General features: G+C 42.5%; 20 protein-coding genes. 7 read left to right on the forward strand and 13 right to left on the reverse strand.

Translation table 11 applies throughout. The features are described from left to right. Positions 1–427: 427 nt before the first annotated feature. Positions 428–1,174 (reverse strand): transporter substrate-binding domain-containing protein, encoded by a 747-nt coding sequence (locus tag DRB05_RS09380; RefSeq protein ID WP_128726713.1) that lies wholly within the window; start codon positions 1,172–1,174, stop codon positions 428–430. A 231-nt stretch (positions 1,175–1,405) separates the two neighbouring features. On the opposite strand from DRB05_RS09380, the gene DRB05_RS09385 reads away from it, so the two are divergent. Beyond that, positions 1,406–2,524, forward strand: a complete 1,119-nt coding sequence (locus DRB05_RS09385; RefSeq protein ID WP_128726714.1) for a DUF1570 domain-containing protein — start codon at positions 1,406–1,408, stop codon at positions 2,522–2,524. 141 nt (positions 2,525–2,665) lie between these two features. On the opposite strand, the gene DRB05_RS09390 is transcribed toward DRB05_RS09385, so the two are convergent. The 6 genes from DRB05_RS09390 to serB all read right to left on the reverse strand — a co-directional run bounded on the left by DRB05_RS09390 (position 2,666) and on the right by serB (position 8,007). Next, a complete protein-coding gene (locus DRB05_RS09390) occupies positions 2,666–2,929 on the reverse strand; it encodes a hypothetical protein (RefSeq protein WP_128726715.1) in 264 nt (87 codons plus the stop codon). Positions 2,930–3,241: 312 nt separating this feature from the next. Next, a complete protein-coding gene (locus DRB05_RS09395) occupies positions 3,242–3,760 on the reverse strand; it encodes a group-specific protein (RefSeq protein WP_128726716.1) in 519 nt (172 codons plus the stop codon). Positions 3,761–3,978: 218 nt separating this feature from the next. Next, positions 3,979–4,665: a GAD-like domain-containing protein gene (locus tag DRB05_RS09400; RefSeq protein ID WP_128726717.1), complete on the reverse strand. Its 687-nt coding sequence runs from the start codon at positions 4,663–4,665 to the stop codon at positions 3,979–3,981. A gap of 171 nt (positions 4,666–4,836) precedes the next feature. Next, the gene (locus tag DRB05_RS09405) at positions 4,837–5,361 is read right to left on the reverse strand and encodes a DUF4303 domain-containing protein (RefSeq protein ID WP_128726718.1); all 525 of its coding nucleotides are present in this window, start codon (positions 5,359–5,361) and stop codon (positions 4,837–4,839) included. A 203-nt stretch (positions 5,362–5,564) separates the two neighbouring features. Continuing rightward, positions 5,565–5,885: an immunity protein YezG family protein gene (locus DRB05_RS09410; RefSeq protein WP_128726719.1), complete on the reverse strand. Its 321-nt coding sequence runs from the start codon at positions 5,883–5,885 to the stop codon at positions 5,565–5,567. A gap of 1,108 nt (positions 5,886–6,993) precedes the next feature. Then, positions 6,994–8,007, reverse strand: a complete 1,014-nt coding sequence (gene serB, locus DRB05_RS09415; RefSeq protein WP_128726720.1) for a phosphoserine phosphatase SerB — start codon at positions 8,005–8,007, stop codon at positions 6,994–6,996. Positions 8,008–8,102: 95 nt separating this feature from the next. Between serB and DRB05_RS09420 the strand changes: the two genes are divergently transcribed. After that, positions 8,103–8,759 carry an AhpA/YtjB family protein gene (locus tag DRB05_RS09420; RefSeq protein WP_128726721.1) on the forward strand — a complete coding sequence of 219 codons (657 nt, stop codon included), beginning with the start codon at positions 8,103–8,105 and terminating at the stop codon, positions 8,757–8,759. Positions 8,760–8,828: 69 nt separating this feature from the next. Then, complete coding sequence (locus DRB05_RS09425; protein ID WP_128726722.1) at positions 8,829–9,557, forward strand: alpha/beta fold hydrolase; 729 nt, start codon at positions 8,829–8,831, stop codon at positions 9,555–9,557. 473 nt (positions 9,558–10,030) lie between these two features. Here the strand turns inward: DRB05_RS09425 and DRB05_RS09430 are convergent, their stop codons facing one another. From DRB05_RS09430 to prfC, 6 genes are all read right to left on the reverse strand, one after another. Continuing rightward, entirely contained in the window at positions 10,031–10,585 is a 555-nt protein-coding gene (locus DRB05_RS09430; protein ID WP_128726723.1) for a hypothetical protein, read from the reverse strand. A 2-nt stretch (positions 10,586–10,587) separates the two neighbouring features. Next, on the reverse strand, positions 10,588–10,905 hold the full coding sequence (locus DRB05_RS09435; RefSeq protein ID WP_039494494.1) for a hypothetical protein: 318 nt from the start codon (positions 10,903–10,905) through the stop codon (positions 10,588–10,590). A gap of 245 nt (positions 10,906–11,150) precedes the next feature. Further along, complete coding sequence (locus tag DRB05_RS09440; protein WP_128726724.1) at positions 11,151–11,969, reverse strand: TatD family hydrolase; 819 nt, start codon at positions 11,967–11,969, stop codon at positions 11,151–11,153. Continuing rightward, the gene (pdxH, locus tag DRB05_RS09445) at positions 11,920–12,561 is read right to left on the reverse strand and encodes a pyridoxamine 5'-phosphate oxidase (protein ID WP_205125730.1); all 642 of its coding nucleotides are present in this window, start codon (positions 12,559–12,561) and stop codon (positions 11,920–11,922) included. The genes DRB05_RS09440 and pdxH overlap by 50 nt, the downstream gene beginning before the upstream one ends. A gap of 68 nt (positions 12,562–12,629) precedes the next feature. After that, complete coding sequence (gene argS, locus DRB05_RS09450) at positions 12,630–14,372, reverse strand: arginine--tRNA ligase (protein WP_128726726.1); 1,743 nt, start codon at positions 14,370–14,372, stop codon at positions 12,630–12,632. Positions 14,373–14,396: 24 nt separating this feature from the next. Then, the gene (prfC, locus tag DRB05_RS09455; protein ID WP_128726727.1) at positions 14,397–15,986 is read right to left on the reverse strand and encodes a peptide chain release factor 3; all 1,590 of its coding nucleotides are present in this window, start codon (positions 15,984–15,986) and stop codon (positions 14,397–14,399) included. Positions 15,987–16,276: 290 nt separating this feature from the next. On the opposite strand from prfC, the gene DRB05_RS09460 reads away from it, so the two are divergent. From DRB05_RS09460 to DRB05_RS09475, 4 genes are all read left to right on the forward strand, one after another. Beyond that, complete coding sequence (locus tag DRB05_RS09460; RefSeq protein WP_161568680.1) at positions 16,277–17,131, forward strand: energy transducer TonB; 855 nt, start codon at positions 16,277–16,279, stop codon at positions 17,129–17,131. A gap of 13 nt (positions 17,132–17,144) precedes the next feature. Beyond that, on the forward strand, positions 17,145–17,867 hold the full coding sequence (locus tag DRB05_RS09465) for a MotA/TolQ/ExbB proton channel family protein (RefSeq protein WP_128726729.1): 723 nt from the start codon (positions 17,145–17,147) through the stop codon (positions 17,865–17,867). Next, positions 17,867–18,283 (forward strand): biopolymer transporter ExbD, encoded by a 417-nt coding sequence (locus tag DRB05_RS09470; RefSeq protein WP_128726730.1) that lies wholly within the window; start codon positions 17,867–17,869, stop codon positions 18,281–18,283. The genes DRB05_RS09465 and DRB05_RS09470 overlap by 1 nt, the downstream gene beginning before the upstream one ends. Positions 18,284–18,756: 473 nt before the next feature. Next, a complete protein-coding gene (locus tag DRB05_RS09475; protein WP_128726731.1) occupies positions 18,757–20,061 on the forward strand; it encodes a lysine N(6)-hydroxylase/L-ornithine N(5)-oxygenase family protein in 1,305 nt (434 codons plus the stop codon). Positions 20,062–20,074 lie beyond the last annotated feature (13 nt).

A 20,074-nucleotide genomic window follows, 5' to 3' on the forward strand; every position in this document is an offset into this window, starting at 1 on the left:
CATGACAACTGTCAAAATTCAGCCCAATTCAATAAATAGCTGAGTGTAAAAACAACAGTTGAAGTGCATAAACTTTAACCAAGAATTAGCAAAATTTAAAAGGTGATTTAAATGGTCAGACCAGATGGTAATATTCTATTTAACTCTAAATAAAACTATCAGAAAGGCGCTTTGGATAGGCAAGTCTTAATCTAAAGCAGCCAATGAGATTCAAGATAGCCTTTACGGTTGTTGGCTGCAAAGCATGCTTTAAAAACCACTGAATACACCATTAGGCTTTACGTGTAATAACATTCTTTATGCTTGATATATCGTTAAAATAGGCAACAGGCTATGAAAAATATTAAAACCGAATTTGGGTTCTCACTTATGAATGATTTTGCAACGAATCAGGACATTATTTGGTTTTAGCAAAGCCAAAAAGCAATCAATCGGTAAACACACGAGAGCAGCGAGCACGATATTGAGCAACATAGTCTTCATCCCCCCACAGCTTTTTAAGCCCTTCATTATACAGTTCGACATATTCACTGTGATGCTTATTAATAAGCAAATAGCCTTTTTGAATAAAAGCCGGGACCGCTTGCGCCACTAATAACTGGGCTTCTTGAGCTGGCAGCTCCTGCTGATAGGATTTCGCCGACTTTTCATCCATAACCATTATATCTGCACGGTTTCGTAGGATCAGTGCCACATTTTTACTGGTATACGTGGCGTATGAGGTTTTGATTTCAAGCGTCTCTATCGCCTCTAGCATAGAGGGCGGATAAGTTAATCCTTGATTGAGCAACAACCTAAATGGCTTAAGATCTGCGTAACTCGTATAGGTAAATGCTAGATCTCGATGATGATAAAAACGTGCTGTTTCTTCGGTAAGTGGATATTGTGTATAAATATAGTCTTTACTCCTTTGCTCACTATAATACCAATAGGCGCTACCAATGTAAGCCGCCTTCATACCTTCTTGATAAGCACGCTCCCAAGGCATAAATAAAAACCGAACTTTAATATCAGAGAGCGCAAAGACATCTCTGATCACCACAGCCACACAACCTTGATCTTGTTTTGTTTGATCTAAGTACGGCGGCCATTGCCCCGTCGTAATATTCACCTGAGCCTCGAGTGCGCTCGTACTCGCACAACACAGCAAAACTAACGGCCAAACCACTTTCATCTGCATACTCTGTTATTTTTTCAAAAAGTATAGGCAACGAATTAAGTTATGGGTACATTGTTGTAGAAAAAAGAATGATACATAAAGCAAGCAATACACTTTATGACACACTAAACTGACTGTTATTTAACGGTTTGGGAATAAGTAGATAATCAAATTACCCATTGCCAAACTTACCGATAATCGAGTATAACCAAAGTCTCCGGACAGGTATTACACAAGGATATCACTTTGGTTTGGCGGATCTTTGTCCTACTATTTATCATCACACTGATATTGTTTGCACTTTATTTTATCTATCCAAGTGCCGCAGCAAACTCGATGAGGTCTATCAAACCTTTATTGACTGAATTCGGCATACAGCTTGAAACCCATACAGAAACACACTTAAGTCATCCTGATATCGCTCAGCCCCCAACGGTTGCACCGCCAAAAATAACAAGACAACACCTATCTGAAGTACCAGACAAAACCTTTTATAGCCTAAACGGACACAGTGATATTGTTAATATGTTCAGTGGTATCTCAACACCTACCTGCGGAGCACTAAAGCGCGAGGTATTTTCCTTGCAAACACAATTCAACGACATTGAGAATTTTAAACTTAATCTAACGGGTGAACCCGTGAGCCCTTATGTTGAGTATCAGGCGCAGCAAGCTCTCAACGTGGTGTATATGATGTTTAAGCACTTTTTTAACCAATTAGCGCATAAAAAAGCCTTATCTCCCATACAATTGAACATGCATATTACCGCCAATGATACTGACTACAATGAGTTAATTCTCTCTCGCGATGCAGAGCCAGCCGGTACTTTAGGCATGTACTTCTTGTTTCAAAATCAGGGCTTTATTAATGGCAGTCGCACTGAGGAAGAAACGCTAAGAACACTTATCCATGAGTCCGTGCATGCCCTAGTTTTTTACTATTTCGGCGTAACCCCTCGCTGGGTAACAGAAGGCTTAGCCGAGTATTTTGAGCACCTAAGAATTACCGATACGGGTCAATTTTCGATTTACCTCTCTGATGAAGACTGGTTGACAAAAGAAGGGATTTTGAAATCCCGCTTTGCCAAGCTTGATATTAACACCCTATTCAATAGCGAAAATCAGTGGCAAACCATGCAAAGTACCACCTTATATGCCAATAGTTACCTATTTACGGGATTTATGGTCGAGCACAACAGCAACGCTTTTTTCGAGTATTTACGACAAGAAAGCAGCAATCCGTGCAATATTGTACCTGCACAAAACATCGAACAGCTCTTTCGTAACTTTAATGAAAACGTCGAGTCACAATTTGAGGGATGGCGTAGCACGCCTCGCCAAATTCAAAACGGCGCATGGCAATAACTCTCCCTATTTAATATCAAAGTGCATCCATGTGCTGCTTTTATCAGACCCACAATCTATGTTTCAGTGGGCTTGCTCTATCCATGTGAAATTACACAGACATACACATCTATTTTCTCAAAATAGGGACATTAAAAGCACTTACAACAACTCTAAATATATCTCTTCTAGCCATTTATGGAGGTCTTCAACCGAGTCAAAGTCTTCGTCAGTTAGTTCTTCATACTCTGTTAGTGAAATCAGATTTAAGTCTATCGCCTCTCGAAGTTGGGATTTTACCAAGTCACCGTCATAAGGGTAAGATTCCCCGCGACCTATATCCACTCTTAATATATCAGGATCGTAAGCCTCAACATGGCAATAGTCTCTTAATATTGACCTTAAGGGCTCAGCGATCTCGCTCATTTTGGGGTTACCTTCTTAAATTATAATTTAACGCTTAAAGTATGTGATGTTTTCCGCAGAGCTTGGTCTTGGTAGCACAGAAACCAAACCACGATTTACCTGCCTCAACACGTCACTCACTTCAATGTTTTCTTTAGCATATGATTTGAAGGTAGTGAAACGATGTTTGCATTTTCACTTAACTCGGGCACCCAAAGCGCTAAGCAGTTATGAGTTGAGCTGGTGATCCTAACTATTTGATAAAAGACTTCACCCTAGATGTATTACACGACTATTCTGCGCAAAATCAGCCGGTACAGCCTTCGAATGATATCACTGCTTACTAGCTCGCTCATTTAGAACTTTAAGTAAGTCAGAATCGCGTATGACCCAGAACTTGTCATCATCAGGAAAAGTATTTTCCGGATACTCATTTGCAAAATCTATAAATTCACCGTTCCAATGTTGTGGTATGTACTTTTCCATTTGCACGCCCTCATAATAAAATGCAGCTACACTTTTAGCATCAAAGTTGATAAACATCATAGGAAATAAATCAGCCACATCCCACCAAGAGCTAGCTGATGGAAACCTAGATGCAAACCTTGTACTTAGTTCGCTACAACTTAGTTCATTATCCTGAATTTTATCCAGAAAAGTCTCAACATTACTTTCATCTAAAATATGGAGGCCAAATCTATCCGACTCGTCGAGCTCTGGAACTTGATATCCATTTTCTATAAAAGTGTCTCTTAGTTTTACCAAATCCAATATCCATAGCTCTCGCTCTCCCTTAAACCAGCGAATTTTGCTCTGATAGCGTATAACTACTATAACCAATTCATCAAACACTGATATTTCCTTCTACTTGCTGCTCTTGAACAGCTTACCTAATTCATTAATTGCACTTACTCTCAACGATATCTGCCGCCATTCAGGTTTAAGCTTAAGGGTTTATTTTGCTATGTTTTGCTTTATATCGCATTAGTGACAGCGCAAATACAAGGGTGGGTGCTTTAAATTTTCTGCCTTCTGATGGGTTCAAGCTTATTACAGCACCTAAAAGGACGTTACTGATTGTGGAACAACCCGTTAGATAGCGCAAAGATATCAGCCATAACACGCTTCTCTCCAAGATCGGCTAAGAAAGCCAAGTGCTCCGTGGCTTTTACTTTTTGGAGATTCTCAAGCTTTGGCTCACCACCAAGGTTAAGAGCCGGAACAAAGCCATAGATTTCTCCATTTTCAAGAGGACCTAACTTCTCTAAAGCACATTCAAAAAGAGGTTGTTCATGGTGATCTTTTAGATCAATTTCGGAGCTAACTTTGTTTGCAAAAAATAAATCTAAAGTTAGTTCATCTCCATCTTCAATAAACTCATGCTCGTTAAAGGTTGGAAAAATCATACCATAACAGCTTGTTATCGATAGGCTATTACCCGAGTTCTTTCCCCAAATATACATCTCTCCAAAAGCGTCAATGGCTATAACGGAGAAGTCATCCAAGCCATTTCTTTGCATTTGTTCAAATCTAGTCCCTTTCAGCCATGAGCCTAAAACACCTTGATAATCAGCAGGGTTTACTATCCATAGCCGCCCCTCTCCCCATCCGCAAAAGCCGTACTTCTGCCAATACTCTAGCAAGTTATCAGGCAATAAGCCTCTATATGCTTCTATATCTTCATCTATCGGCTTGCTCTCTTTAATCGCAGGCCCAAAACCACCAAAGTTATAAAATTCTTCAAAGTATTCGCTCATCTACTTATGCCTATAGTAAGCTCATATTTAGTTTTGCATCAGAACCTAACGCTTCTAAAAGACTTAAACAGGTGCTATTGCTTATGGGGTAATTGGTTAGATAACGCAATAATCCCCCTACCTCTTTATGTTTAAGCATGTGCAGTTATGAACTGAGTTCGGAGCTTGGCTCTACAACTGATTTATCCATCTTTCAAATTCCAAAAATTCAATCTCTGTATTGAGATTCTTTATCCAGCTTTTTTCTGTAGCCGAGTCTTCGAAATCAATAATGCTAAAAGCAATAATAGGTCTTATACCTAGCTCGTTGAAAAACCCGGAATCTTTAACCCTTTTTAAAGCATTTACGGCCATTCGTGCAACATCAAGTTTATGTTGATTGAGCAATGTAGCGGATACTGCTTTATTCAGGTTTTCCGTCATCTGTTCGGAAATTTCTTGAAAGTATTCGGAGCCTTCTCCTTCAAAAGCCCACTCTCTTGGAGACCATTTATAATAAGTAGAGTCTTGGGGATCTTCTTCAATTAACGAATTTAAGTGTTCATTAGAGTTAGCAGATGGAGCCAAACTTGAACAGTTTGAATCGCAGTACAATCCAAACGCTATCAGTTTGCTCTCTGGTTGTCTTGATTTCAATTGGGCAAAGCACCCTCTTATCGCCTGCTCTGTTATTGCTTCTAAGTCAGTTAAATTCATTAAAATTCCCTAAAAAATTATGTATCATGTCCTTTGCAAAATGCGCTTTCATCTCTGCCAGTACTCTTACTATACCATGTCCTTGAAAGCTCTCCAGCGCCATACTCGCGCAGTAAACTACCCTATTTAGGCTCAGTGCGGAGCTTATCTTTGCTTAACGGTAGTTAGCAAAGTATGCTTTCACTTCGGCTCCCGCCCTGAGTCTATGATAAACGTTCTATTTCATCTGCTTGCGCTTGATCCCATTCAAAATCAATATTGAATTCACCGCTTTGATTTATTGTACACTTTGCTTTATTCCACTTATTTTCTGAATTTTCAGTTGTTATTCTGTAAAGTGCTTTAAACTTCATAAATAACTGAAATCCACTATCAAGATCTTCTATGGTGTTATCTGAATATTGGCAGGTAATGTCGAATTCTGCAGCATCCTCGAAAAACTCTACTTCAGCAATAATCTTTACCCAACCAGTTCGCGTCTGTTGAACTAAGTAACTTGCTATGGCCTCACAAATGTCATTCATAATATCATTACCCTCCTGCTGTATTTGAAACTTCCTTTTCAATCAACAGTATAATACAACCAGTCTTTTACTATTTTCTTCATATATGGCATTGATATTCACATTTAGTTCTGTTGGTGGTGCTCCTTTAAGCACGTCAGCCCAGTTGTTCTCCCTCACCATACCCGAAAGTAAATTGCCAATGCGTCATTTCAACGCATGGATGTATGGAAAGCTGCAACAAGGCTAGGGATAGCCTTGCACCGCGGTGACGTCCATATTGGCAATTTACTTGAGGAGTCAGTGTGATGTTGGGAGTGCCCTTTCTTTTGCTTACTTGTTCTTTGGGCATCAAAGAAAAGTAAGTCGTAGCCCATGGATGGGCGTCGAAACCTGTCGGGAGGACATATTAGCCTTACCCTCCATGGTTCGTATCAAAACGCATCCATGCGCTCCTCGTTCATTCTTTTTAAACGACGAAAAAGAACGAACCAAGAAAACGTCGCCCCCATCATCACACTTAGTCCTCAAACCTTAAGCCGATATATAATACCAATTGCACTAAGTCTCCAATCAATTTGAAGGGTGAAATACCATATTAGCGTCGTTAAAAATTTCTCATTTAGAGCAACTAAATAGCAAAATTTTTGCCTAGCTACTAAAGCTATTTCTCCGCTTCAAATGGCTCATTTACCTAATACAATTGGTATCGCAACCGTCTTGTAAGGCACGTCCATGATACCTGACAAGACTTGGCCGACATCCTGTCGGCACATTGCATATCGGCTTATGCTTTTCGGGTGTGATGGAGGGGGAATAAAGTTGCTTGTAAGATCTTCTACGATTTCAGCAAGTAAGTTGTTTGTAACAGCTAAAATAAACTATCAGCATAGCCTCCTAACTCACGGTGCAAATAGTTTTGTGGGAGGCAGTTCACCTGCCGAGAAGTATGATTTTCGGGTAAAGAGGAACAGCCCTTTCTTTTACGCAACGATTCTTTGGGCATCAAAGAAAAGTAGTTCGTGACCCATGGATGGGCCTCGAAGCCTGCCAGAAACGCGGGCGGACTTAACTCATAGTCTCGAGTAACTGAAGAAATCACCTGCCATGGTACGTCTCATCGCGCATATTATTTCGGCACACTTAGCAAATATAACAGTTGTAGCAAAGACCCTTCACAAACCGCCGCGTCGGCATTTTCTACCACTTTTGGCTTGCCATGGATCGCCACACCTAGTTGGGCTTTTGCCATCATCACTAAGTCATTTGCGCCATCACCAATGGCAACGGTTTGAGTTATTGGGATCGCATACTGGGTTGCAAGTTGACCTAGCACTGCCGCCTTTTTATCGGCATCTACGATATCACCTAGCACTTTGCCGGTAAGCTGCTCATTTTCCACCTCTAGAGTATTAGCAAATACAGCGTCTAGTTGGAGTGGCTCAATCAATGATTCTGCAAACCATGTAAAGCCACCCGAAGCGATGGCAAGGTGCCAGTGATGCTGCTTGAGCGCCTGACACAACAGTTCTATGCCGGGCATTAGCGGTAAGTTTTCTTTTAATGATTGAATTTGTGATAACGGTACGCCAGAGAGTGACGCAACGCGGCGATGTAGGCTTTCAGAAAAAGAGAGTGCACCCGCCATCGCCTGTGCGGTGACAGAAGCCACTTCGTCATATCGGTCGGCCAATCGAGCAATTTCGTCAATACATTCAATTTGAATTGCGGTGGAGTCCATGTCCATCACAAGTAGCCCCGGCTCTTCTAGAGTAGGTGCTTGTGTTATCACCGCACCTTGCGCATTAATGCTTTTGGCAAAATTTCTTACCTCAGCCTTACTCGGCAATTGCGATGCATTAAAGCGAATACCTAAAGCAACGGGGAGCTGTTCATGAGGTTGATATGCCGTAAAATAAGCCTGCTCGATAGCAAATGTTCGAAGAAATTTAGCAACTTCTACAAGGTGTTGTAATTCTATATTTGGGCCAAAAAAGCATATTGATTGAGTCGTCGTCTCAGGTAGTTGATTTACTTGAGTGAGGCTTGTGTTACCTTGGTAGCTATACCAGCGCGCTAGCGCCATGTATTCCTGAATTGGTGTGTTTAGTTCACTATTAGCGAATTGAATGATTGACGACATAAGTTGCTCCTTGATAGCGTTAAGCCGATTTTTAACATGATTGCGCTAAGCTGTCAGCACTGGACCTTAGCAAAAACGGGCAATATGCGATAAATATGAAAAATTTACATGTATTAGAAGTGTTAAACTCGACCAGAGGACGCAGATTATTTCGTTTATGTATTGCTGCGGCTTGCCTGATCATGGTGACATGGCTTGCGTTTAATACCAGTTTTGAATCTCATCGCTTGCTCCATAACGGTGCAGATCTTACTGCAAGAAGCCTCACCAAGCAGCTCGCAAAAAATGTGGCATTGCCTCTTTCTCGTAGTGATACGCCAAGGCTGAGCGCTCTGGCAAATCACCTCGCTGGCGATGACTTTGTACTTCAAGTTGCGATTTATGATTATCAAGGGCGCTTTGTTGTGGGGAGCGACGGAAATTCCTCACCCACGGATTATCAGCAGCTACCTCAAACCTTACCGGGACTCAGTAAAACCAAGAGTATTATTTCTGAACCCGTTTATACGCCCACCGGACAGCCTCTTGGGTTCGTCAATATGGTCTATTTAACAGAAGCTGCCATGTCACAAAGCCACTCGCATTTCCACGAACTTGGACGAGTCGTTTTGCTGATGCTAGTGATCACAATGGTGTTCACGTGGCAAATAGGACGGGCATTAAAACGCTGGGAAGTAAAACGTAAAATTCGCAAGAAAGTAAAAATGCTACCAGCGCCAGACAAAAGTAGTAATAAATTAGAACAAGGCTAACGCTGTTAGCTGTGTAAATAAATTGATAATATAACAACCAACATAAAATAAGAATTAATGACAAAGGATATGAACAGCAAGCTTTTTGTTACCCCAAAACCAAATCCAAATGCCGAACTTAGGTTATTTTGCTTCCCATATGCTGGTGGCTCTCCCACTATATTTTCATCTTGGATCGAAAAAGCAAATGACAATATTGAACTCGTTTTTGTTCAGCTTCCTGGGCGTGGCGCCCGTCTCGTAGAGCCAGCCATAGATAACATGTCCGATGTAATTGAAGAGCTGATGTTTTACCGTGACTATCTTACCAGCAAGCCATTTGCATTTTTTGGTCACAGCTTGGGCAGTCGTATTTCTTACGCTTTGGCTTCTCAATTACTCCTAGAAAACTTGCCAACGCCTCAAAAAATATTCGCATCCGCAAGCCGCGCGCCACATTGCAAGTCCGGTAAACGTATCTTGCATGCTTTGCCACACGATGAATTTATCGCTGAGCTTCGTGACTTAAATGGCACGCCAAAAGAAGTGCTCGAAAGCAAAGAATTGATGGAGCTACTTATCCCTTTGCTACGCGCGGATTTTAAAATCGCAGATACCTATGTCGCAGAGCAACGTGCCTTACCGCTTCCCATTCATGTATTTCATGGCAGCGATGACGAGATAGTAGATGAGCATATTGCAGCTTGGCAGGAGCTAACGACACAGCCATATCAGCTTACCGAATTTGCCGGTGGGCACTTTTTTATTCACCAATACGCTGATGAGATGATCTCAATTATTAATCAGCAATTGGCTTAAGTAGCTTTAATGCTATGCCAGAAAAGCATAAAGATCGCCGGGTAAACCGGCTCCTACACCTGCTTTTCTATTGCTGGTAAGTATGGTTTTATATCGCGGTAACTGCGTAAAGATCGCCGGGTGAACCGGCTCCTACACCTATTTTTCTATTGCTGGTAAGTATGGTTTTATATCGCGGTAACTGCGTAAAGATCGCCGGGTGAATCGGCTCCTACACCTATTTTTCTATTGCTGGTAAGTATGGTTTTATATCGGGGTAACTGCGTAAAGATCGCCGGGTGAACCGGCTCCTACACCTGTTTTTCTATTGCTGGTAGGTATGGTTTTATATCGGGGTAACTGCGTAAAGATCGCCGGGTGAACCGGCTCCTACACCTTCTTTTCTATTGCTGGTAAGTATGGTTTTATATCGCGGTAACTGCGTAAAAACCGCCGGGTGAACCGGCTTCCACTTTATAAGGTGAACAGCTATGCTACAAATCCAAAATAAGCGAGGAGAGAATACGGTTTAACTGAGGTTGGTTAAACTCGCCACTTATCTGATAGATAACATCGCTTCCCTTTTTATTAATGTAAACCCTATCGTAGTCTTGATTTTCTCCCATAACGACAAAAGCAAAAATATCGCCGTTTTGGTACACACTCATCGGATTTTTTTCGTCTATGTCAAAAGCCGAGCGAAGCTTTTTAATATTTTTTACTTTAGGATCTGAATGATACAGGACATGAAAAAATTCGTTTACGCTCATATTCAACTTTTTATGCATATCACCAAGTGAGATTTCCGGTGGGTTTAACGCAATTGCCAACTCATTTTGATCTTGGCTAGTTACAACCGCAGTTTGGTTACTTAGCCCTAAAAAGTTAATTTTTGATAGTGTCGTGCTATCTACACAATAAACAATATCGACAACTCTGATATGGACTTTATTACTACAAGATAAACTTGGAAAAGGGTTCACTTTTTGTGACGCAATTACCAAGTTCGAGGTGAACATTAACGCGGCAAGTAAAATTATTTTAAACATAACTAAATCCCTAATGCAGCTAATTCCATTTTCGTTCTGTAATTTCTGACAACTTCTTTTGCACAGGTAAGAGATTGTTCTGAGCTAAGTTGCTTTACAATGCTTTGTGCAAAGTTCTTTACTATCCATTTGATAGTTGCCTTGCCTCCTGTCGGCTCAGGAACCCAATTTAGAGCCGTCGTACAACTTTTAGTTGCTTGGATCATCTCTCCAAAAACCTGTGCCACATTTTCGTTTACGCTGCCTTTGAAAGATAAATTTAAACCTGCACCTTTATAAAATGCATTAATGGCATTTTTTACTTTCGTTTCATCATTCATTTTTCTATTCCTTGAGAAATATTGAAGGTTTTAAATTAAGCTCTTAAACATTAATAAAAGGTGAATAACCAACTAACGTATAAATCATTCTTCCAAGCTATGAGATGTATAGAAGCTTTAATAAATACCAAAAGATCGCCGGGTGAACCGGCTCCTACATGGGTTATCTATTGCTGGTAGGTATGAGTTTATATCCCATTTATGATATTGACTCGTAGGTCGAGATTTATCTCGACATCATCAATTTAGCTCAAGCCAAACAACTGTGTGGTATTTCGATAGAGCGCTGAGACAAGCTCGCTTGGTGTTTCGCTTCGATATTCACAAAGCCTGTCAAATACTTGGACGACTCGCTTGGGAGAGTTCGGCTTCCCTTGATAACCATGTAACGGCATCGACGGCGCATCGGTTTCCAATACAAGACTTTCAAGCGGCAACTGTGATATTACCTGCGCTGTTTTCTCGCCTCTTGGGTAGGTGATTGTGCCACCTACTCCGAGCTTAAAACCCTGACCGATATAATATTCAGCCTGCTGTTTTGAACCTGAAAAGGCGTGGATCACCCCACCATACCGTGGTTTAACACGTTTAAACGCAGCGGCAATTAAATGATGACTTTTACGGTGATGGACGATTAGCGGAAGCTTTACTTGATTACTCAGTGCAATATGCGCTTCAAACAGTGCAATTTGCCGTTCAAGCGCATCACAGGTTGTATCAATGCCGCACTCTCCTATCGCACACAGTTGGGTACGATTGTGTATGACATGCTCGACCAACGCAGTCATATCGTCGTCCCGATGTTCGCCAATAAAATAAGGATGTAACCCCGCGGCGATTTCACATTGAGGATGATGTGCTTGAAACTCAATAAGCTCAAGAGACTGCTTAAGGGTAACGCCGGGCACCACGAAGCGTTCAACACCATTGCTGTGGGCAGCTTTAATATGCGTAGCTAAGTCATCTGCCAACTCGTTAAAGTCGAGGTGACAGTGACTATCTATAAAGGCGAATTTATGGATTGAGCCGCTCAATTTCCCAACTGCCGTCGGCTTGCTTGACATACATAAAGCGATCGTGAAGACGGTGTTCTCCACCTTGCCAAAACTCAACTTTAGTCGGTTCCACGCAATAACCGCCCCAAAAATCAGGTAGTGGGATTTCGCCTTTAGCGAACTTGTCTTTCATGCTACTAAAGGTTTGCATCAAGGCTTGGCGAGATGACACAGGGCGCGATTGCTGAGACGCCCACGCTGCAAGCTGACTTTCTTTTGGTCGTGATAAGAAATACTTGGCAACACGACTGGTTGGTAACGGAATAGCTTCACCGTACACGATAACCTGACGCTCAATTTCATGCCATGGAAAGTGTAAGCATATCTTGTTGTTTTGCTTTAATTCTTGCGCTTTGCGTGAACCGGTATTGGTAAAGAAGACAAAACCGTCCTCGTCTACATGCTTGAGTAAAACAATGCGTTGAGACGGCTGACCATGCTCGTCAACCGTAGCAACAACCATCGCAGTTGGGTCAGTAAACTTGGCATCAATCGCCTGCTGCAACCAGGTTTCAAACTGCGCAACGGGTGTGTCTTTTAGCATCTCACGACGTAAACCGTCTTTGGTATATTCTCTGCGAATGTCTTCAAGTTTCATCACAATTTCCTTAACAAAAAAAGCCGCTATAAAGCGGCTTTTAGTATACCTTAATGCAAGTTAAAACGAACTTACATTTGCTCCATCACTTCAATACCAAGCAAATCTAGGCCGGTTTTCAGTGAGTTAGCAACCAGATTACATAACACTAGACGACTTTCACGGACGTCTGCTGCTACATCATCTTTCAAAATTGGGCACGCTTCATAGAATGTCATATACAAGCTCGCGAGCTCATATAAATAACTACATAATACGTGTGGCGTTGCTTCGCTGATCATCAGATCAAGTACTTCTTCAAGTTGCAGCAGTTTAAGTGCAAGTGCCTTTTCCTGCGGTGCTTGAATTTGAATGCAACCAGTTAGGCTGGCGCTATCCATGTTTGCCTTACGGAAAATACTACGAACACGAGTATAGGCGTACTGCAAATATGGCGCTGTGGCTCCTTCAAAACTCAGCATCGTATCCCAGTTAAAGATATAATCACTGGTTCTGTGTTTTGACAGATCGGCGTACTTCACCGCACCAATACCCACTTTACGTGCTATTTCTTGGCGTGCTTCATCAGATAGGTCAGAGGCTCTATCAGCAAGCTTTTCTGTCGCACGACTCACCGCTTCATCAAGTAAGTCTGATAACTTCACCGTACCGCCAGTACGAGTTTTAAACGGTTTGCCGTCGTTACCCATCATTGTACCGAACAGGCTTGGCTCGTAGCTAGTTTTGTCTTTTAAAAGACCCGCTTTACGTGCTGTGATCTCAACTTGGTTGAAATGTAAGCCCTGACGCGCATCAACAAAAATTAGGATACGATCAACATCTAGCTCATTTGAGCGGTAATCACAGGCTGCTAAATCAGTCGTCGAATATAAGAAACCACCACCTGATTTTTGCACGATAAATACGGAAGGTTCACCGTCTTTATTTGCCAATTCGTCAAGAAATACAACTTGAGCGCCCTGATCTTCAACCGCAATGCCTTTCTCTTTTAGCAGCTCAATCACGCCAGTAAGACGGTCGTTGTAAGCACTTTCTGCCATGATATCATCACGCGTAAGCGTCACGTTTAGTTTACCGTATACTTCTTCAGAATGTTTAACTGAGGTGTCGATAAACATTTCCCATAGCTTCTTACAATGCGCATCACCGCCTTGTAGTTTTACTACGTAATCACGGGCTTTATCGGCAAAACCAGCTTCGTCGTCAAAGCGCTTTTTGGCATCACGATAAAAGCTTTCAAGATCCGCAAGGGCGACGTTTTCAAGGTCAACACCTTGATTCAGCAAATCTTCAAGGTGTGCTATCAACATACCAAACTGGGTACCCCAGTCACCCATATGGTTTTGGCGAATAACAGTGTCACCACGGAACTCAAGGGCACGCACTACGGCATCACCAATAATAGTTGAGCGCAGGTGACCTACGTGCATCTCTTTAGCAAGGTTTGGCGAAGAAAAGTCGACCACAACTTTGTCAGGTGTAGCATGTTCAGCAACACCTAGTTTGGCATCATTATTTGCCGCTTCTAGGCTTGTGGCTAAAAACTCAGGCTTGAGGTGAATATTAATAAAACCAGGGCCTGCGATTTCTGTTTTTTCAGCAAGTTCGGCAACGTCTAGATTATCGATGATCTTCTGCGCAAGCTCTCTTGGGTTAGTTTTTAGTGCTTTAGCAGCCCCCATCGCACCGTTAATTTGATAGTCACCAAACTGTGGACGCGTGCTTTGTGTTACCGCAGGGTTTGTACCTTCAGGGATACCAGCCGCTTGCATCGCAGCATTGGCTTTTTCAATTAAAATACTTTTGATGTTCATCTGTTTTCCTTTAATGCGCAGCGATTAGTGTTCACGAGTTTCATGGAACTTCACGTCAGGGTAACGTTCCATCGATAGGTTCAGGTTTACGCGGCTTGGTGCGATATAAGTTAGGTTATCACCACCATCTAGTGCCAAGTTTTGCTCGCACTTGCGGCGGAACTCTGCCATTTTCTTCTCGTCATCACAGCTTACCCAACGCGCGGTTTGAACCGTTACGCTCTCGTAAATTGCATCAACGTTGTATTCAGACTTTAAACGTGCCACAACCACATCAAACTGTAGCACCCCAACCGCACCTACAATCAGGTCGTTATTGATAAGTGGTCTAAATACCTGTACTGCACCTTCTTCAGAAAGCTGTACCAACCCTTTAAGGAGCTGTTTTTGCTTCAGTGGATCTCTTAGGCGAATGCGACGGAATAGCTCAGGCGCAAAGTTTGGAATACCACTAAATTTAAGCGTTTCACCTTGTGTGAAGGTATCACCAATTTGAATAGTACCGTGGTTATGTAGACCGATAATATCACCCGCGAACGCTTCTTGAGCACGCTCACGGTCACCCGCCATAAAGGTTACTGCATCTGCGATACTGACTTGTTTACCAAGGCGCACGTGGTTCATCTTCATGCCCTGGCTATATTTACCAGATACAATACGCATAAAGGCGATACGGTCGCGGTGTTTTGGATCCATGTTTGCTTGGATTTTAAACACGAAACCAGAGAACTTTTCTTCATCGGCTTTTACTTCACGCTCATCAGTTTGACGCGGCAGTGGCGTTGGCGCCCACTCGGTTAATCCGTCAAGCATGTGGTCAACACCGAAGTTACCAAGTGCCGTACCAAAGAATACAGGAGTTAATTCGCCAGTTAAAAACAATTCACGGTCAAACTCGTGCGAGGCACCCATAACTAACTCAAGCTCTTCTCGAAGTTGTTCCGCAAGGCTTTCACCCACGGCGGCGTCAAGCTCGCTGTTATCTAGCCCTTTGATCACGCGTTTGTCTTGGATCGTATGACCTTGACCAGTTTGGTACAAAATCGTTTCATCACGGTGAATGTGATAAACACCTTTAAATTCTTTACCACAGCCAATTGGCCAAGTCACCGGCGCACACATGATGTTCAGCTCGGTTTCTACTTCATCAAGTAGCTCCATTGGGTCACGAATATCACGGTCCAATTTGTTCATAAAGGTAACAATTGGCGTGTCACGTAAGCGCGTTACTTCCATTAATTTACGAGTACGGTCTTCTACACCTTTTGCTGCATCGATTACCATCAAGCACGAGTCAACAGCGGTGAGCGTACGATAAGTATCTTCAGAGAAGTCTTCGTGTCCCGGAGTATCTAGTAAGTTTACTAAGGCATCATTGTATGGAAACTGCATCACAGAAGTTGTTACCGAGATACCACGCTCTTTTTCCATTTCCATCCAGTCAGATTTGGCGTGTTGGTTTGAGCCACGGCCTTTAACCGTACCGGCTTTTTGTAACGCCTTTCCGAATAAAAGTACTTTTTCGGTGATGGTGGTTTTACCCGCATCCGGGTGCGAAATAATCGCGAAAGTCCGTCTTTTTGAGACTTCCTGAGGAATTGAAGCGTTTGACATCGGTTAAAATCTTCTCTTATTTTGAGTACAGTACAGAGGACTGTTTTCTGCCCTACTCAGGCTATGAATATCAGTTAATCGTCTATTTTCGCTTATCTTGCCAAGATACTCAATCGCAGAGCGATTTTTCTACGATATTTATTCTGTTTTATCGCAAACGATATGACTGAACTTGCCTAACTCATGCGCAAAATACCCATACAATTGAGTATGTGGTTCTTGTATTTTTGTAACAAACAAAATAAAGTAATAACGATTTGCATTTAAATTAGTAACGGATGTACGTAGTTGTGCCTACCTCACACACAAAAGCTTTGCGACTGCAATCCCCTGACGTCGCGTCCTTAAGTTCATGTTTCCTTGTTATTGCTATTCATATCGGAGGCATTGCTTTTGCGTGGACAACTACCTCAACACCTGAGCCAATAGAAATATCTTCTCAGCACTCAAGTATTAAGGGCAAGTTTATCAACTTACCAGCGCAAACAAAGGAAAGCACAGTTCAGCAATCTGAACCTGTTGTAGAGCCTGAACCTGTTGTAGAGCCTGAGCCTGCTGTAGAGCCTGAGCCTGCTGTAGAGCCTGAGCCTGCTGTAGAGCCTGAACCTGCTGTAGAGCCTGAACCTGTAGTAGAGCCTGAGCCTGTAGTAGAGCCTGAGCCTGTAGTAGAGCCTGAGCCTGTAGTAGAGCCTGAGCCTGTTGTAGAGCCTGAGCCTGTTGTAGAGCCTGAGCCTGTTGTAGAGCCTGAGCCTGTTCTAGAACATGCTCCAGTCAGCTCCCCAGTCCAACCAGAACAAAAAAATGTTAGTAACACAGCTGAGGCGGCCACCACTTCTCAGGATCCGAGTTTACCGCCAGGACTTGTATTGCCGCACATGAGTGACGCTAATGCATTAAACAATCCGGCACCTATTTACCCAAGATTATCCCGTAAATTTAAAGAACAAGGGACAGTATTATTAAAAATTTATATTGAAGCGGACGGCAGCGTCTCTGAGATAGAAATACATGAGTCGAGTGGCCACGGTCGCCTAGATCAGTCTGCAAAAGCAACTGTAAAACACTGGCAATACCAACCGGCAACTCAAGACGGACAAGCGATCGGTTATTGGTACCTACAGCCTGTCAATTTTGCATTAAATTAAATAAGGAACAGTCATGGAGAACCCATACGGAATCGCCGCCATGTGGGCACAAAGCGATATCGTCATTAAAGCAGTAGCGTTTAGTTTGCTGTTTATGTCAATCGCAACTTGGTGCGTCATATTAATCAAAGGCATTAAGCTTTATAAATTAAAACAGCCACTTGTTGGCTCCAAGCAGTTTTGGCACGCACAAGATGTGCAGTCAGGTATTTTATTACTCGAAACTCCAACGGGCCAAGCAACGCCCTTTAGTTCACTGGTCAACGAAGGCATGCATGCCAAGGCACATCATGAACAACACAAAGAAGATTTGCATGGTAATTTACCTATCGCTGAATGGTTAACAGCCAGCTTACGGACTTCTATTGACGAAAGTAAATCGGAACTACAGAGTAACTTAGCGATACTTGCTTCCATTGGTGCCACCGCGCCCTTTATCGGCTTGTTTGGCACGGTATGGGGTATTTACCATGCCCTGATCAGCATTGGCGTTAGTGGCCAAGCAAGTATCGACAAAGTGGCAGGTCCTGTAGGTGAAGCATTAATTATGACCGCTTTTGGCCTTGCCGTCGCTATCCCTGCGGTATTGGGTTACAACGCACTCACCCGGGGCAACAAACGCGTCGTGAACCGCCTGAATCACTTTGCTCACGAATTACATGCATTCTTACTGATGGGCTCTGCACCAAGTGCAAACGCAAAGCGCCCAGTATTTAAGACCGTAGGAGGCAAATAATGGCGTTTGGTCAGGGGTTTGAAGATGACGAAGAGGTCATGGCTGAAATAAACATGACACCACTTGTGGATGTGATGTTGGTATTGCTGATCATTTTTATTATCACCATGCCTGTGATCACTCAGTCTATTGAAGTGGAGCTGCCCAAAGCAGCCTTGCAAGAAACCAGCGCAGAGATATTGCCAGACAGCGTCTCTTTGATAGTACAAGCAAATGGTGATATTCAATGGCAACAGCAAGCCATTACGCTCGCGCAACTTCAACAACGTTTAGTGGAAGTTGCCGCACAATCACCGCAGCCTCCGATCCAATTACAAGGAGCTGCCAAAGTTCCCTATGAAAAAATAGTCGAGGTTATGGCACTGGCGCAACAATCGGGCGTTAACTCACTGAACTTTGTGACGCAAACCAAGTAATAAAAACCAAGATAGCGCTAAGCGGGGTGTCGCCTTGTTATAGCGCTATGAAGATAGATAAATAGACAGAACTTAGCTTTTTTAACACAGTGCAACGGGCAGAGATTAAGCACTAAACGACGAAGGATCTCGTTAGACAGTTTAAATACGAATTAATTTCATAAATATTTAAATAAATTAAATTCTCACTCGTCTAATCCAAAACATAATTTTAGTTGAGCTTCTGATAGTCATACCAATTTGCTTAATTAAGTGAACTATTTTGAGGCGAGAAAATTTTGTCGATAACAAGGCGAAGGTTTTTCTATTTAGTTGTTCTAAATGAGAAATTCTTAACGCAGTTAGCGTCAGGTTTGCTCCTTCAAATTGAGCAAGTATTAAGACTAATTGGTATTAATAGCGCCCTGTCGGTCTTGACGCTCAGCAGGCCCTAGGACAATAGCAGTAGCTGACCGTAACTGTGAGGATTAAGTATGAACAACACATCTCGCTTTTCATTAGTAGGTATTGGCTTCGGACCTTCTAATATTGCACTAGCAATCGCACTTCGCGAGCAAGGTCTAACGGATTGGGCTAACCATGCCTTGTTTATGGAACGTCAGCCAGAGTTTTCATGGCATAAAAATATGATGCTCGAAAACACCCACATGCAAATTTCCTTTTTGAAAGATCTGGTCACTATTCGTAATCCTAAAAGTGAATTTACGTTTATTAACTATTTGCACCAAAAAAACCGCTTAGCAGACTTTATCAACCTGCAGACATTTTTCCCAAGCCGGCATGAATTTAACGACTACTTAGCCTGGGCGGCTTCACATTTTAAAGATCAAACCAGCTATGGCGAAACCGTATTTGATGTCCAACCGATTATAGAAAACGAGCAAGTTGTTGCACTACAAGTGCACTCTAGAGGTGTTGATGGCAGTGAAAAAGTCGTCGAAACAGATAACCTAGTCGTAAGCATTGGTGGCGGTGGATATATACCAAAACAATTTAGAAAGCTGGCAGGCGACACTCGCGTATTCCACAGTAATGATTACAAAGTCGCTATTGAAGCAAATAACACAGCTAAGAAAATTGCCGTAATTGGCGCAGGTCAAAGTGCCGCCGAAATATTTATGGATTTACACGGCCGCGCAGATGATAACCAAGTCGACTTTGTTATTCGTGCAAACTCTATTAAGCCATCGGACGACAGTCCATTTGTAAATGAAATTTTCAACGCAGAATATACTGATAAGGTTTTCTCTAAATCCGATATCGAGCGCGAAGCCTTCTTAAAAGAATACCGCCAGACCAACTACGCCTGTCCTGACTTACCACTTATCGAACAAATTTATGGTGTATTTTACGAACAAAAAGTACGCAGTCACTATCGTCATCGCTTCCTTTCAAGCACAGAGGTCGCGGCGGTTGATGCGGACGAAAACGGTATTCATTTAACTCTCACAAACCGCAAAACTGGCGACACTAAAGTATGTACCTACGATGCGGTAGTGCTAGCAACAGGCTATGTACGTGATCAGCACAAAACGCTATTGGCGCCTTTATCGAAATACTTAGGTGACTTTACCGTAGGACGCGACTACCGCATTCAAAGCACGGAAGACTTTAAACCGAATATTTTCTTGCAAGGCGCATGCGAAAGTTCCCATGGACTGAGCGATACCTTGTTATCAATTTTGGCAGTCCGTAGCCAAGAAATTGGTGAGGTACTTAAACAACTAAAACAAACATCAACGCCTCAAGTTACTGATAACACGGCGCTAGTGGACTAGCCTCGAACTAAAA

It is taken from the genome of Pseudoalteromonas sp. A757 (assembly GCF_004103285.1).
GTDB classification, from domain to species: Bacteria; Pseudomonadota; Gammaproteobacteria; order Enterobacterales; family Alteromonadaceae; genus Pseudoalteromonas; species Pseudoalteromonas galatheae.

Coding starts and splice junctions, on each gene's coding strand:
- DRB05_RS09380 (WP_128726713.1), bottom strand. CDS start 1,174: ATGAAAGTGGTTTGGCCGTTAGTTTTGCTGTGTTGTGCGAGTACGAGC.
- DRB05_RS09390 (WP_128726715.1), bottom strand. CDS start 2,929: ATGAGCGAGATCGCTGAGCCCTTAAGGTCAATATTAAGAGACTATTGC.
- DRB05_RS09400 (WP_128726717.1), bottom strand. CDS start 4,665: ATGAGCGAATACTTTGAAGAATTTTATAACTTTGGTGGTTTTGGGCCT.
- DRB05_RS09405 (WP_128726718.1), bottom strand. CDS start 5,361: ATGAATTTAACTGACTTAGAAGCAATAACAGAGCAGGCGATAAGAGGG.
- DRB05_RS09410 (WP_128726719.1), bottom strand. CDS start 5,885: ATGAATGACATTTGTGAGGCCATAGCAAGTTACTTAGTTCAACAGACG.
- serB (WP_128726720.1), bottom strand. CDS start 8,007: ATGTCGTCAATCATTCAATTCGCTAATAGTGAACTAAACACACCAATT.
- DRB05_RS09420 (WP_128726721.1), top strand. CDS start 8,103: ATGAAAAATTTACATGTATTAGAAGTGTTAAACTCGACCAGAGGACGC.
- DRB05_RS09425 (WP_128726722.1), top strand. CDS start 8,829: ATGAACAGCAAGCTTTTTGTTACCCCAAAACCAAATCCAAATGCCGAA.
- DRB05_RS09430 (WP_128726723.1), bottom strand. CDS start 10,585: ATGTTTAAAATAATTTTACTTGCCGCGTTAATGTTCACCTCGAACTTG.
- DRB05_RS09435 (WP_039494494.1), bottom strand. CDS start 10,905: ATGAATGATGAAACGAAAGTAAAAAATGCCATTAATGCATTTTATAAA.
- DRB05_RS09440 (WP_128726724.1), bottom strand. CDS start 11,969: ATGTCAAGCAAGCCGACGGCAGTTGGGAAATTGAGCGGCTCAATCCAT.
- argS (WP_128726726.1), bottom strand. CDS start 14,372: ATGAACATCAAAAGTATTTTAATTGAAAAAGCCAATGCTGCGATGCAA.
- prfC (WP_128726727.1), bottom strand. CDS start 15,986: ATGTCAAACGCTTCAATTCCTCAGGAAGTCTCAAAAAGACGGACTTTC.
- DRB05_RS09465 (WP_128726729.1), top strand. CDS start 17,145: ATGGAGAACCCATACGGAATCGCCGCCATGTGGGCACAAAGCGATATC.
- DRB05_RS09470 (WP_128726730.1), top strand. CDS start 17,867: ATGGCGTTTGGTCAGGGGTTTGAAGATGACGAAGAGGTCATGGCTGAA.
- DRB05_RS09475 (WP_128726731.1), top strand. CDS start 18,757: ATGAACAACACATCTCGCTTTTCATTAGTAGGTATTGGCTTCGGACCT.